The 14,115-nt window shown below is 55.1% G+C and carries 13 protein-coding genes; 3 read left to right on the top strand and 10 right to left on the bottom strand.

Annotated features, from left to right (window positions below):
* Nucleotides 1-7: 7 nt before the first annotated feature.
* The 7 genes from queA to NST04_RS11385 all read right to left on the bottom strand — a co-directional run bounded on the left by queA (nucleotide 8) and on the right by NST04_RS11385 (nucleotide 7,968).
* Entirely contained in the window at nucleotides 8-1,036 is a 1,029-nt protein-coding gene (gene queA / locus NST04_RS11415) for a tRNA preQ1(34) S-adenosylmethionine ribosyltransferase-isomerase QueA (RefSeq protein WP_341184326.1), read from the bottom strand.
* A 17-nt stretch (nucleotides 1,037-1,053) separates the two neighbouring features.
* On the bottom strand, nucleotides 1,054-3,156 hold the full coding sequence (locus tag NST04_RS11410) for a SpoIID/LytB domain-containing protein (protein ID WP_341184325.1): 2,103 nt from the start codon (nucleotides 3,154-3,156) through the stop codon (nucleotides 1,054-1,056).
* 176 nt (nucleotides 3,157-3,332) lie between these two features.
* Nucleotides 3,333-4,340 carry a Holliday junction branch migration DNA helicase RuvB gene (gene ruvB, locus NST04_RS11405; RefSeq protein WP_036732369.1) on the bottom strand — a complete coding sequence of 336 codons (1,008 nt, stop codon included), beginning with the start codon at nucleotides 4,338-4,340 and terminating at the stop codon, nucleotides 3,333-3,335.
* 31 nt (nucleotides 4,341-4,371) lie between these two features.
* The gene (gene ruvA, locus NST04_RS11400; RefSeq protein ID WP_341184324.1) at nucleotides 4,372-4,995 is read right to left on the bottom strand and encodes a Holliday junction branch migration protein RuvA; all 624 of its coding nucleotides are present in this window, start codon (nucleotides 4,993-4,995) and stop codon (nucleotides 4,372-4,374) included.
* Entirely contained in the window at nucleotides 4,992-5,495 is a 504-nt protein-coding gene (ruvC, locus tag NST04_RS11395; RefSeq protein ID WP_036690559.1) for a crossover junction endodeoxyribonuclease RuvC, read from the bottom strand. Before ruvC ends, ruvA begins: the two co-directional genes overlap by 4 nt.
* Before the next feature lie 468 nt (nucleotides 5,496-5,963).
* Complete coding sequence (locus tag NST04_RS11390; RefSeq protein WP_341184323.1) at nucleotides 5,964-6,710, bottom strand: BofC C-terminal domain-containing protein; 747 nt, start codon at nucleotides 6,708-6,710, stop codon at nucleotides 5,964-5,966.
* A gap of 88 nt (nucleotides 6,711-6,798) precedes the next feature.
* On the bottom strand, nucleotides 6,799-7,968 hold the full coding sequence (locus NST04_RS11385; RefSeq protein WP_341184322.1) for a serpin family protein: 1,170 nt from the start codon (nucleotides 7,966-7,968) through the stop codon (nucleotides 6,799-6,801).
* 265 nt (nucleotides 7,969-8,233) lie between these two features.
* Here NST04_RS11385 and fabV point away from each other — a divergent pair, with 265 nt between their 5' ends.
* A complete protein-coding gene (gene fabV, locus NST04_RS11380; protein WP_341184321.1) occupies nucleotides 8,234-9,424 on the top strand; it encodes an enoyl-ACP reductase FabV in 1,191 nt (396 codons plus the stop codon).
* Nucleotides 9,425-9,601: 177 nt separating this feature from the next.
* On the opposite strand, the gene NST04_RS11375 is transcribed toward fabV, so the two are convergent.
* From NST04_RS11375 to NST04_RS11365, 3 genes are all read right to left on the bottom strand, one after another.
* Nucleotides 9,602-10,312, bottom strand: coding sequence for an ABC transporter permease (locus tag NST04_RS11375; RefSeq protein ID WP_341184320.1), 711 nt, complete (start codon nucleotides 10,310-10,312; stop codon nucleotides 9,602-9,604).
* Entirely contained in the window at nucleotides 10,309-11,154 is an 846-nt protein-coding gene (locus tag NST04_RS11370) for an ABC transporter ATP-binding protein (RefSeq protein WP_036690565.1), read from the bottom strand. The genes NST04_RS11375 and NST04_RS11370 overlap by 4 nt, the downstream gene beginning before the upstream one ends.
* A gap of 105 nt (nucleotides 11,155-11,259) precedes the next feature.
* Complete coding sequence (locus tag NST04_RS11365; protein WP_341184319.1) at nucleotides 11,260-12,195, bottom strand: LytTR family transcriptional regulator DNA-binding domain-containing protein; 936 nt, start codon at nucleotides 12,193-12,195, stop codon at nucleotides 11,260-11,262.
* 111 nt (nucleotides 12,196-12,306) lie between these two features.
* On the opposite strand from NST04_RS11365, the gene NST04_RS11360 reads away from it, so the two are divergent.
* Nucleotides 12,307-12,765 carry a hypothetical protein gene (locus NST04_RS11360; protein ID WP_341184318.1) on the top strand — a complete coding sequence of 153 codons (459 nt, stop codon included), beginning with the start codon at nucleotides 12,307-12,309 and terminating at the stop codon, nucleotides 12,763-12,765.
* A gap of 110 nt (nucleotides 12,766-12,875) precedes the next feature.
* Complete coding sequence (locus NST04_RS11355) at nucleotides 12,876-14,030, top strand: glycoside hydrolase family 88 protein (protein WP_445667911.1); 1,155 nt, start codon at nucleotides 12,876-12,878, stop codon at nucleotides 14,028-14,030.
* The last annotated feature ends 85 nt before the right edge of the window (nucleotides 14,031-14,115 follow it).

Here is a 14,115-nt window from a genome sequence, read left to right as displayed (position 1 = left end):
CTCTTGCTTAATAAATGAACATTGCATCGCCGAAGCTAAAGAACCGGTACTGTTGCTTAATCGCTTCTTCATACGCAGCGAGAATCAGCTCCCGGCCAGCCAAAGCGCTTACCAGCATGACCAAGGTTGACTTGGGCAGATGGAAATTGGTGATCAGTGCATTAACAATAGTGAATTCATAACCCGGATAGATAAAAATATCCGTCCAGCCGCTGCAGGCCTCAATCGGCCCGTCCTGGCATTGTCTGCCTACGGTCTCCAGGGTCCGGCAGGAGGTTGTGCCTACAGCTATTATTCTTCCGCCCCTTGCTCTGGCTTCATTAAGCGCATCCGCCGCTGCCTGGGACAGCTCGAAATATTCGGCATGCATGACATGCTCTTCTACGGTCTCGACAGACATCGGACGGAATGTCCCCAGACCGACATGGAGTGTGATATAGACGATATTCACACCGATGGCTGCAATCTGCTCCAGCAGCTCTGTGGTGAAATGCAGTCCGGCTGTCGGCGCTGCCGCCGATCCTTCATGCCGGGCATACACGGTCTGATAGCGCTCACGGTCATCCAGGGTTTCCTTGATATAAGGAGGGAGCGGCATCGAGCCGAGCCTGTCCAGAATCTCCTGGAAAATCCCCTGATAGATGAAGCGGAGTGTCCGCCCGCCCATATCCGCCTCATCTTCAATCACGGCACGAAGCTCTTCGCTGAAGACGATGACCGCTCCGGGCTTCAGCTTCTTGCCGGGCTTCACCAGCGCCTCCCAGCGGTCGCCCTCCAGATTCTTAAGCAGCAGGACCTCGGCCTTGGCTCCGGTATCTTCCTTGACTCCGAATAGTCTGGCGGGAATAACCCGTGTATCATTAAGTACAAGCGTATCGCCCGGGCGGAACTGCCCCAGTATATCCGTGAAATGACCGTGGTCCAGTTGCCCGTTCTCCTTGTCTACCAGCAGCAGTCTGGATGAACTGCGGTCGGCAAGCGGAGTCTGGGCAATCAGCTCCTCCGGCAAATTGAAATCATAAAGTTCAACATTCATAATAGGATCTTCATTCCTTAATTCTTAATTATAGTAACGTTATTAAAATAGTGTTGCAATATTTGCTTATAATCATACCCTTTGTCGGCCATTCCCTTCACGCCCCATTGGGACATGCCGAGTCCGTGCCCGTATCCCCAGCCGATGAAATAGAAGCCCGGACTGCCGGTCACGACTCTTGCGGTCTGATCCGCGCCCATCACAACCGTTCCGCTGCCGCTGGACGTCACTTGTCCCGAAGCAGACAGCACTCCGGCCGAGCTTGCGCTGCCGATAGCAGCTGTAGAGCCGTCAGCGCCTAATACAGTATAACTTCCGGCAGGTACAATATCAAACAAGGTGCTGGGCAATCCGCCGAAGGAGGAACGGAACAGATCCGGGTACTTCACCTGCAGGATCTGGCCGTTCGCCTTGACCTCCACTGCTCTTCCCGATGGCCCGCGCCGGGTAACCTCCAGAGTGGTTATGGAAGAGGGCAGAGTGCCGCTGGTCTTGCCAGCCAGGCTCTTCAGCAGCTCGGCCGAAGAATAGGGACCCTTGATCCAGCTGTAACTACCGGATTCATAGACCTGATTCAGCACTACGGCGTTCTGGCCGGGATTCAGCTTGCCTGCCGAAGCAGCACTGCTGTCAATGACAGGCAGCGGCCGGATATTCACATCCTTGGCTGTGGCTGTAGCAATGGGGAGCCCTGCGGCTGTCTTCTCGCCTGTTAATTTGATGTTATCTTCCCGGGCATAGCCGGAGACGCCGCTGTCCAGCAGTACATAGTACCACTTCTTGGCTGAACCCACCGCAGCCACATCCTCTGCGCTGGCCACACTGGCATAGTTGCCGCCGCTGTTCCATACTTCCGACGGGTCAGCCGTAACGCCGCCGCTGTTCGAGGAGAATACCGCCTCTACGACCTTGCCGCCGCTCTGCAGCACTTCACCTGCGGTTGCATCAACCGCCTTGATGATTGTGGGGGCTTCTGCACCGATGCCGTTATAGACCTGGCTGAGCGTTGTATCCACCACATTGGCAACATCGAAGCGGTTCCCTTGGGACAACGCGTAGCTGCGTGCCGCTACAGCCTGGGCCTTCAGCGCCTCCTCCGGCCAGCCGGAGGATACCTCTCCCCCCACTACCGCATACAGATATTGCTCCAGCGGAACCACGTTAATGACAGACAATGAACCATTCAGATTGCCAAGCTCCATATCGCCGCGGTAGATCCGCTTGGACCTTTCTGTAAGCATAATTCCCTTATCATTGCCGGACAAAATGAACTTTGCATTACTTCCGGATAACAGATAATGAAAGGCTTGGACTTCGCTGTTGAAATCAAGCCCTGCGTCCATGCGGATCATTACTCCGGGTGCACCCGGAGCCACAGGCGTCAGAGAAAGCTGAGGAAGCAGCGCAGCAGCCGAAGCAGAGACCGCCGCAAGCTCGCTGTCACTTGACGCCTCGCCTACCCATACCTCGGTCCGCGCACTGCCGCCCTCACCGGATATGAATACCGGCCAGGCATCTAAGCCGGCTGTGGTCAGACTGCTCACTACCGCCTGGGCTTCCTCAAGTGTAGCGTAGGAGCCCGCAGACAGATGCTTGGTTCCGGCCACCGCCGGGGTCTGCCCGTCTGGAATCGCCAGACCGGCTTTGAGGACTGAACTCAGCCCGTTGTTGGCTGCACCCTCACTGGCATAGCCTCCGGTATATAGCTGATATACCTTAGCTCCGCCTCTTGCAGCCATAAAGATCTGCGGCTTATTGGAGCCAGCCTGGAGCTTCTTCGCTGCATCCGCAGCGGTCTGCCAGCTTGGCGTCTCCAGCACCTTCACCCGGAACCCGTCCAGACTGACACGGACCTTGTTCTGGGCCGGAACCGACAATAACGGGCTGCCGCCGGCTGCCGGAAGCAAGCTGAAGCTCTGCTCGGACTGCAGGGTTACCAGCGGTACGGTAGATTTATATTTGCTGCCAATGTCAGCATACAGTGCAACCCGGATGGGCCCGCCGGAATCGGCGCGGGCGTGATCTGCCGGAATGAGCAGACTGCCTGCTGCAAGCAATGCAGCCAGCGCCCCACGGCCCAGCAGCCCGATTCCTGTTGTTGTCCACTTCGCAAGTTTCATTGTAGGCCTCCTATAAATATTAATGTTATGAACACGCACTTAAGATTTGAATTGCAGCTTGGTTGTCGCTGTGGTGAACATTTGAACCTTTTATAGGCTAAATATAAGCTGAATATCGGCTAAATGTAGCCCAGATCATACGCAAGATATTGCACTACGGGCAGGATTCTCAGCAATCAATTCTGCTGCGGAGGAAGCGGAAGGCCAAGATGATGATATGCCGCAGGCGTAACAATGCGGCCGCGCGGCGTACGCTGCAAGAAACCGATCTGCAGCAGATAAGGCTCGTATACATCCTCAATGGTCTGGCTCTCTTCGCCTATCGTAGCGGCGATGGTATCCAGTCCAACAGGCCCGCCTCGGAAGGAGCTGATCATGGATTGCAGCATCTTATGGTCGATGCTGTCCAGTCCCCGGGGGTCCACCTGGAGCATCTTCAGCGATTCGGCAGCAATCTCCGGGGTGATAATCCCGTCGCCCCGGACCTGAGCGTAATCGCGTACCCGCTTCAGAAGACGGTTGGCAATCCGGGGTGTTCCCCGGGCCCGCAGGGCAATCTCTTCCGCTGCATCGCCCAGAATCTCGATGCCCAGCAGTTCAGCGTTGCGAGCCACGATGAAGCTTAGTTCATCAATGGTGTAATACTCCAGCCGGCTGACCACTCCGAAGCGGTCACGCAGCGGAGCAGACAGCAGTCCCGCGCGTGTCGTCGCCCCAATGAGCGTGAAGGGCGGCAGATCGAGCCGGACCGACCGTGCGCTCGGCCCCTTGCCGATCATAATATCCAGCGCGAAATCCTCCATCGCCGGATACATGACCTCCTCCACCGTCCGGTGCAGACGGTGAATCTCGTCAATGAACAGCACATCGCCTTCCTGAAGGTTCGTCAGCAGCGCCGCCAGATCGCCGGGCCGTTCAATTGCCGGGCCGGAGGTGGTCCGCAGATTGACTCCCAGCTCGTTGGCAATAATATTGGCCAGCGTCGTTTTGCCGAGACCCGGAGGTCCGTAGAGCAGAACATGATCCAGTGCTTCACTGCGCATCTTGGCCGCTTCTATATATATTTTCAGGTTCTCTTTCACCTGGTTCTGGCCGATATATTCACCCAGATAACGGGGGCGCAGACTTAATTCCACCGCCTGCTCGTCCATCATCAGATTAGCCGATATAATCCGGTCATCCATTCTTCCTCACTCCGTTCTTCAGGGACCTATCCTATTTGGCGATATACAGCAGCCCCAGCGCCTTCTTCATCAGCACATCTACCGGTCCGGTATCCGTGCCTTCCTGCTTCATCTTCAAGTACACCCGGTCCAGCTCGGCATCAGTGTAACCAAGCGCCTTCAGCGCATCCCGGGCTTCTTCCCACGGGAGCGCCTCTGCCTTACTCTGTGCTTCAGCAGCCACTGCGAACAATCCCGTCTGCAAGGCTGCCCCGCCGAAGCCGTCCAGCTTGTCCTTCAGATCCAGAATCATCCGCTGCGCCGTCTTCTTGCCGATCCCCGGCAGCTTCGTCAGGAAAGTAATATTCTCCTGATAGATGGCTGCGATCAGCTGGTCCGGCGTTCCGCCCGTCAGAATGCCCAGCGCTACACGCGGGCCGATGCCCGACACCTCAATCAGCTTGCGGAACAGCCTCTGCTCCTCACGTGACGGGAATCCGAATAAAAGCGTAGCATCCTCGCGGGTCTGATAATGAATGAACACAGTCACCGGACCCTCAGTCTTGGCAAAAGCATACGGGTTCGGGCAAAATACCCGGTACCCCACGCCCTGCACATCCAGCACAACATATTCCGGCTCCAAATGTGCAACCGGCCCTCTAAGAAAATCTATCATTTTCGCAATACCTCATTTAATTTGGAATTAAGACTCACGGAATGGGCATGGCATACCGCCACCGCCAGCGCATCCGCCACATCATCGGGCTTCGGCACAGCCGTCAGCTTCAAGAGCAGCTTGACCATCTCCTGCACCTGCTTCTTCTCCGCCTTGCCGTAACCGACTACAGCCTGCTTCACCATCATTGGGGTGTATTCTGCCACCGGAAGCCCGCGCTGCACGGCTGCCAGAATCAGCACCCCGCGTGCCTGCGCCACCGGCAGAGCCGTGGTCACATTGCGGCTGAAGAACAGCTTCTCTACCGCTACCGCATCCGGCTTATATTTATCTATCAGCTGTACCATGCCTTCATAGACATGCAGCAGACGCTCTTCTTCCGGGGTATGTGCCTCGGTCTGGATACAGCCGTATTGGACCGGTGTTAATTTGTTGCCAACCTTATCTACGAAGCCAAAGCCGACAATCGCCAGCCCCGGATCAATCCCCAAAATGCGCAAGATCCTTCTCTCTCCCCTATGCCCGGGCGGATAATCCGGCCCTAAAGCGAACATATGTATTCCTTCCACCCATTATAGCAAAAAAAATTCCCCGGGAGACAAAAAGTTTGTCCCTGGGGATTTGAAACGCTATTGTTTGTCTACATGTCAGGGCTCAGGAGATAGAGGTGCACTAATGCTCCTCATTTGCTCATTTAGCCAACATTCCCGGGATTCAGGTGCACTAATGCTCCTCATTTGCTCATTTAGCCAACATTCCCAGGATTCAGGTGCACTTGTGCTCCTCATTTGCTCATTTAGCTAACATTCCCGGGATTCAGGTGCACTTGTGCTCTTCACTACGCTCCTTTAGCCGCACTTGGCGCTACCTCTCTAGGATTTATCCCTTTCATTCCACGCACAAAAAGACCCGCAGGCCACTTCGCGCCGCGAGTCTTCATGCTACTGCTGCAAATTCTATAGTCTCCCTCACTCTGCATGCATCACCTGTTCCGAGGAGTCCCTCGCATAGTCGCTGAAGGTAGAGAGCACGCTGTTGTACTCCTCCAGATCCTGTACCCGGATGCCCTGATGAAGCTGCTCCCAGATTCCCTTGGGCAGAGAGGATTTGATCGAGCCCATATCCATCTGGAAAAAAGTCTTCATGACCCGCTCCGCCTCGGGCGGTCCTTGGAACAAGGTCAGGTTGCCCTGCTCGTCCACTCCGAAGTAGGCTTCTTTCTTGGTCAGCGGCGACAGGTCATTAACCCGCTGCTCCAGCCACAGGTCCCCCTCCCGGCTAATCCAGCCGCTCCAGCCCGCATGCCGGACAATCAGCTCGTTAAGCTGGGCCGGAGTCTGCTTGCCGGGCAGGGTCTGCACTTCTTCTCCGGCTACATAGAGGGTCTTGAGATGCACCGTTCTGCTGATGGCTTCCTTGCCCACAGCCTTCAGCAGCTCTTGACTGTTCATCATGGCGGCATCATCTTCGGTATCATCGTCTGTATGGATATATACGGCGGCTACAGCCGGTAAGCTGCTTCCGGGCTCCAGGTTCTGCCCTGCGCTGCCGCTCAGGAATGACGAAGAATTAAGCAGCGTGCTGATCTCTTCCGGAACCTGCATGCCGCGCCAGGCGAGCAGCGTCAGCACCAGGCAGGCCGCCCCTACCCAGGGAGCTTTTTTCCAGCGTCTCCACCGCCGCCACAGTTGTTTTTTCAGGTGAAAAGCATTCACGTTAATCCCTTCATTCTGGTTTTTTCCTATTGTGACCTGTGAAGGGATCATTTATGCGTTAATGCTTGAAATTCATCCCAGCTTGAATTCAACCCGCACTCTGCGGATTCTCAATCGCCCCCAGGAACAGCACCACTCCGGTCTGCCTGTCCCGGATCATGAACAGGAACGGCCGGTTGACATTCATTTCGAAGGGCGCGTCTACAGGCGGTGCTGATCCGGCACGCAAACCAACTACAGTGGAAGCCGCCGCCTCCGTTCCCCGCTCGTTCACATCAATATAGGTTTTGTGGATGACCTGTTCCACATAAATCGGGCTGTCCAGATCCGCCATAAGGGAGAAATCCCCCCGTTCTGGATCAAAGGCAAGCATAGCGCCCAGCGCCTGCAGCGCCTTGGAGAGCTCTGTCCCATAGCTGGCCGTGAACCTTGGCAGCAGCAGCGTCCCCCGGGAACTGGAGAAATCCTCATTCCGTAGCAGAGCCCCCTGCTCCAGATGACTAACAAGCTCCGCGAGCGAAGATTGCTCACCTGGGAGGACCACTACCATCTCCATCTGTCCCTCTCCGTAAGGAAGCTTCACCGCCTGCCAATCCTCATGAGCTGCATACCCGAACATACCGCTCCGCTTCATCATCATCACCTGCACTGCCGGTCCGTCCGTTGGATAAAAGTCCGCCTGCTTCGTAGCCTCTTCCTCGAACACATCCTTCCAGACGGCTTTGAAATACAGCGCGTTGACCAAAACGGCCACAGCCTGCGGTCCGGGCGGCTTCGTGAGCATCTCCTGAATCTTGTCCCCCGTATGGTCTGCCACCCATCCGTTAATCTCCTTCACAGACTTCTCTGCAGCCAGATCCGTAGTCTTAATCTGTGCATCATAGAAATCCTTACCGGTCCCCAGGTAGTCCTTGCGCAGCGGCAGCCCCTTCATACCCCAGACTGAATTCGCTATCTCCACCTCTACGCCCGGTCCTCCATGAATCAAGAGCTTCATTAATGACTGATGGCCGGTATTCAGCTTCTTTCTTTCGTCCGGCACGTAGCCCAGCAGCTTCCCCAGTTCCTCTGCCGTCTCGCCGGCACTGCCGTTATAAGCCAGGGCCAGAGCGGCAGCGACACTGTAAGGGGATATCGTCAGGTTCCCGCTCCCCTGCTTCCATAATTGGCTGAACAGCTTCACGCCCAATTGGTTGCTGCTCTCAGCCAGCCCCGAATCGACCGCTGCTGCGGCAGCCTGTCTTTCCGCGTAATTCATGTCCGAACCTCCTTCGCTACAGCCGCCCAAGAGCAGCACGGTTAGTATAAGTGCGGATAATCTTTTGCGCATGCCAAGCCCTCCCTGAATTCTCCGTAGCCTCTCTACCCACTGACGCTGCGGATTGGGAAATGTTGCAAATTCTTACCGGCAGGCATACAAAATTGCTATTCATTATATTGAAGGCTTATCTTTCTATGCCATCATTTGCTATACTCTATATTAACGAAAAAAGTTAAAAACTAAAACAAAGGGGATATCCTTGATGATTATTCAGCCAAAAACACGCGGCTTTATCTGTACAACAGCTCACCCGGAGGGATGTGCCGGACAAATACAGGAACAGATCGATTATGTACGGTCGCAAAAGAAGCTTACCGGCCCGGTGAACGTGCTGGTCATCGGCGCTTCCACAGGCTATGGACTGGCTTCGCGGATTGCCGCTGCCTTTGGCGCGGGCGCGAACACCATCGGCGTCTTCTTCGACAAGGCTGCTGAAGGCACCCGCACCGCCTCCGCAGGCTGGTACAATTCTGTTGCCTTTGAACGGGAAGCGGCCAAGCAGGGGCTGAAATCCTTCAGCATCGTCGGCGATGCCTTCTCTGACGCCATCAAGACCACAACAATCGAGCTGATCAAAGCCGAATTCGGCACCGTTGATCTGGTCGTGTACAGCGTAGCCTCCCCGCGCCGCACCCATCCTGTAACCGGAGAAGTGTTCTCCTCGGTGATTAAGCCGGTAGGCCAAGCCTATTCGAATAAGACGATGAACTTCCACACCGGAGAGGTCTCCACCGTTACCATTGAACCGGCTACAGAGGATGAAGTCCGCCAGACCATCGCCGTGATGGGCGGAGAAGACTGGGGCATGTGGATCAGCCAGATGCAGGAGGCCGGTGTGCTTGCAGACGGAGCAACTACCGTAGCGTACTCTTATATCGGACCCAAGATTACGCATCCTATCTACAAGGACGGAACCATCGGCCAGGCGAAGAACCATCTGGAGCAGACCGCCATTGCCTTGAACGAGCAGCTCTCCGCCACCGGAGGCCGGGCCTTCGTATCCGTGAATAAAGCACTGGTTACCCAGTCCAGCTCGGCTATCCCGGTAGTGCCGCTGTATATCTCCGCCCTGTACAGAGTTATGAAGGAGAAGGATCTGCACGAGAACTGCATCCAGCAGATGTACCGTCTGTTCGCAGACCATCTGTATAACGGCGGTGAAGCCGCTGCGGACGGCAGCCACCTGATCCGCATTGACGACTGGGAGATGCGCGAGGATGTACAGATCGAGGTCATGAGACGCTGGAATGAGCTGGAGACCGCTAATGTGCCGGAGCTGGCGGATCTGGCAGGCTATCAGGACGACTTCTTCCATCTGTTCGGCTTCCGTACCGAGGGTGTAGACTATGAAGCTGAGACAGACCCTGCCGTAGAGATTCCTAATATGGTGTAAAAGCCTGATGCTTGCTGGCCGCAAGTGGAACAAAATCACCATGCGATTGTCTAAGATTACCTGCGCGCCTGCACAATTCCCATACACCAAGAAGCCGCTCCTCCCCGGAGCGGCTTTCTTGGCGTTCTATCCGGCCTATGACGCGGCCTGCGCCACAATCCGCACAGCACCGCCATTCTATTCGTCCCGGAGCCGCTTCTGGTACAGCACCACAGACACAAGCGTCAGCACGGCTGTCCACGCTGCAATAATCAGCAGAGGCGGCCACACCTCTGCCGCCGAATAACCGGCAGGGCTCAGGTTCAGCAAATGTATTAATTGGCTGCTTGGCATGTAGTCCAGCAATCCTAATACTGGATAATTCTTCGCCAATACAGCCCCCCACGGTGCGCCCATGAAGATGAAGGCTACCGGGATGATGGATAAGGAAGCATCAAGTAAGGTTTTGGAATAGAGACCGCAGATCGTCCCGGCTGCCGTGTAGAGAACAATGGAAAGAACAATCGCGGCTACAAATGCCCCTATACTTACTGGTTCATAGCCATACAATAGTGTAGAAACGGTAAGTACCACCGCTGACATGACAAAGACCAGACTGCTTTTTCCCATCAGTACATCCATTGTAGTAGCCGGAGTCATCATAAGGGACCGCAGCGTGTTACGCTCCTTCTCTTCCGCAATCAGGCAGGCTTGAGCGAAGCAGGTCAGCAGCACAAACGAACTGTTGAACAGAAGTCCGGCGGCTCCCGGCAAGGGTGTACCTGCGCTTTTAAACAGCAGCGCAAACAGAATCGGAAACAGCAGCATAATGGACAGCGCATAATTGCGCGAGAATTCCTTGTAATCCTTCACAAAGATCGCGCTGGCCCGCTTATAGGAGATGTTCATAGCAGCTCACTTCCCGTCATTTTGATAAAAATATCACCCAGGCTCGGTTCCTTCGTCTCTACCCGTTCAATAAGTCCCCGCTTCATCCAATCCGCGATCCGGTCCGCCGTGTCCCCATCCACCGGAAGCTCATGAGCCTCTCCGCTGGTCAGCTCCACCCGGATCACATTCTCGCGGTGCTGACGCTTCAGCTCCCGCGGAGAGCCGATGGTCTGGATACGTCCCTGATAGAGAATCGCCACACGGTTACAGAGCAGCTCCGCCTCCGCCATATCATGCGTTGTGATGAAGATAGTCGTACCCTTCTCGTTCAGATAACGTAAGCCTTTATAGATATGCGCTGAATTCACAGGGTCCAGGGCCGAGGTCGGCTCATCCAGAAACAACAGCTCCGGCTCATGGATAATGGCGCAGGCCAGCATCACCCGCTGACGCATGCCTTTGGACAGCGTGTTTGTTTTCTTCTTGCGCTCACTGCTCAAATTAACGAACTGCAGCACCTGATCCACCGCAGAGCGGGGAAGATCGTACAGCTTCCGGTACAGCTCCAGATTCTCCTCTATGGACAACCGCTCGTACAGGCCGCTGTTATCGGTCAGAATACCAAAACGCATCTTCTGGGCCGACTGCTGCATCGCCTCTGCCGGCTGATCGAAGACTTTGGCCGCTCCGCCAGTCGGCTTCAGCTGTGCAGTCAGAATCTTAATTAAGGTGGTTTTGCCTGCACCGCTCGGACCGAGGAACCCGAAAATCTCCCCCTTTGGAATACTGAAGGACACCTCTGTCAGCGCATCTCTAGCCCCGAAGGTCTTGCGGACCTGCTCTACCTGAATAACCGCCATCTCGCCACATCCTTTAGTTGTTGATGGCTTAACGTTATCCGGATTCCAGCCTTTCAGCCACCAAAACCGGGTGAATTGTACCCATTCCGGCCTGAACGGTACCTTTTACAGCTTAAGCAGCGCCTTAAGTTCCTGCAGCTTGGAGCGGGATAACGGAACCACGGCCTCCTTGCCGGTGTTCAGCCGCAGACTGTAGCTGTTCTTCGTCCAGGTAATAATCTCCCGCACCTTTTGCAGATTGACGATGTAAGACCGATGACACCGGAAGAAGCCGAAATTCAGCAGCCGCGCTTCGAGCTGGGTCAAGGTCAGGGCACAGTCATAATGCTCACCGCCGACATGCACCAGGATAGAGCCTTCTACACTTTCAATAAAATCAATCTCGGGCGGGTCAAATAAAATCACCTTATCCTCCCGTTTGGTCGAGACCTTCTGTAAGGTGATGTTGGCCTCATCCTGCTTCTGCGCTTCCTGCCTGTCCTCTTCCGAATCGCGGATATCCAGCTGATGAAGCCCGGACCCGCTCAACCGGTAGATGACATCACAGGAGATCAGCGCATCCTCCAGATTCGAGGTCAGAATGAGTATTCTTTTCTGCTGCGACAGATCATCCAGTATCCGCTTCAGCTGGCGGCGGTCCTGCTCCTCCAGATAGAAATATGGCTCCTCCAATACGAGCGTGGATTGATGGGCGAAAAAAGCCCGCAGCAGGGTCACATACACCCTTTTCGAAGAGCTGAGCTGCATCAATCTGACCTTACGTTCCTCCTTCAGCGCAAAATAATCAGTTAACACAGCCGCACGCTCTTCGCGTCCCGACATCCGGATCAGAAACGAGATTAGCTCCTCTACCGTCAACCGCAGATACTCGTTCTGCCCGGCCCATGACAAATAATTGCCGGAATCCCGGGACAATTGCTCCATTAACAGTTGCTTGCGTCTCAAATCCGTGATAATACCAACCGAAGGGTTCGCTGACAGATCAAGCTCGAGCTTCGGCATCATTAATTCTCCGTCTTCATATATAGGTTGAAATTGCATGTCTTCCTCCCGCTCCAGGCTCTCTAGGATATATAATGCAATTATAGAGATATGCTATGTATTTGTCAGGTATGGCCACTATCATTGCACAGAGGAAGGCGGATTTCTGCGATGGGACTACATGCTCTGGGTTTTATCATCTCTTTACTCGTATTACTGCCGAATCTTATATTCCTATTCTTCCCGCCCCGGAGTGTTCCTGACTCCTTGAACTCCGCCCCGCTGGTCTTCACGCTCCTGGAGCGGGCAGGGCAGATTACCTGCTTCATGCTACCCATTCTTTTCGGCCGATTGATTTCTGCTCAGACCCTGGGAGTATCCGCTGTACTGATGGCACTCTGCCTGCTGGTTTACTACGGCGGCTGGGTGCGCTATTTCCGGAGCGGGAGAGCTTTTACGGCGCTGTTCAAGCCCTGGCTGGGCATCCCCGTTCCTATGGCCGTCTTCCCGGCCCTCTATTTCCTGCTGCTTGGCGTTTGGCTCCAATCCTGGTTGTTCATTGTTCCAGCCTGTCTGTTCGCCGCCGGTCATTTAGTCAACAGCTGGAGCGTCTACGGGCAGCTCCGTTGATAGCAGATCCGCAATATAACTATAGTTTTGCGCAACAAACCTACAGCTTAATCGGCTTATAATGTAGTTAAGCACACTATAGCGATATTATGGAGGTTATGGCGGGTATGATGAACTGGGAGCAGGCGATTGAGCAGACGCTTACGACTACGCGGCTTAATGTGAAGCGATTTGGTGAGAGGTTTCCGATTGTAAGTATAGGGGACGGCAAATATCATCTGACAGACCACACCAACTGGACGGAGGGCTTCTGGCCCGGCATTCTTTGGCTAAGCTATGAATACAGCCGGGACCCGGAGATTCATGCCGCCGCCATCCAGGCGACTGACTCCTTCCGCCAGCGCATGCTGGACGGGCAGGCGCTGGATCACCACGATATCGGCTTCCTGTACTCACTGTCGGCCAAGGCCCGCTGGATTGCAGACAAGGATGAAGCCTCGCGCCTGCTCGCCTTGCAGGCAGCGGACCAGCTAATGAAGCGCTGGCGCCCCGGTCCGCAGCTCTTTCAGGCTTGGGGAGCCGAGGGGGATGAAGACAACGGCGGACGGATCATCATCGACTGCCTGATGAATCTGCCGCTCCTCTGTTGGGCCAGTGAACAGACCGGCGACCCGGTCTATGCCAGGGCTGCCCGTATCCACGCCGAGACAAGCCGCCGCTTCCTGGTGAGGGGCGACGACTCTTCTTACCATACCTTTTATTTCGACCAGCAGACGGGGGATGCCCTTCGTGGAGGTACGGCACAAGGGTATCAGGACGGCTCCACCTGGACGAGGGGACAAGCCTGGGGTGTCTACGGCTTCGCTCTCGCCTACCGCAGCTTCCAGGAGCCTCATTACCTCGAAGCCTCCAAAAGAATGGCCCGCTACTTCGTGGAGCATCTCCCCGCCGACCATGTGGCCTATTGGGATTTCGATGCCCCGCAGCAGGAAGGCACCCCGCGCGACAGCTCCGCTTCCGCCATCACCGTATGCGGTCTCTTAGAGCTGCTGGAGCATCTGCCGGAGAATGATCCCGACCGGGACTATTTCTGTGACGCCGTGAACAAATCCATGGACTCGCTGATCAATCGCTACTTCACCGCAGGCCACCCGTCAGAAGAGGGATTTCTGCGGCACGGCTCCTATTCGGTCAGAGGCAACGCCTCCCCGGATGATTTCATGATCTGGGGCGACTACTTCTTCCTGGAGGCGCTGCTACGTCTGGAACGGGGTGTTCCGGGGTATTGGTATGAGCGGGGGACGGCACAAAATACAACGATCTGACCTTTGATCCCAGATTGGTGGAGCATTACACATCCTACTTTATGGAAAAAAATATTGTCTAGCGGACTCTTGTAGCGTATAGTAT

This window comes from Paenibacillus sp. FSL H7-0756, from assembly GCF_038006765.1.
Lineage (GTDB): Bacteria > Bacillota > Bacilli > Paenibacillales > Paenibacillaceae > Paenibacillus_AQ.
Note: the sequence above shows the minus strand (reverse complement) of the source record. Positions and strands in the feature narration are given on the sequence as shown.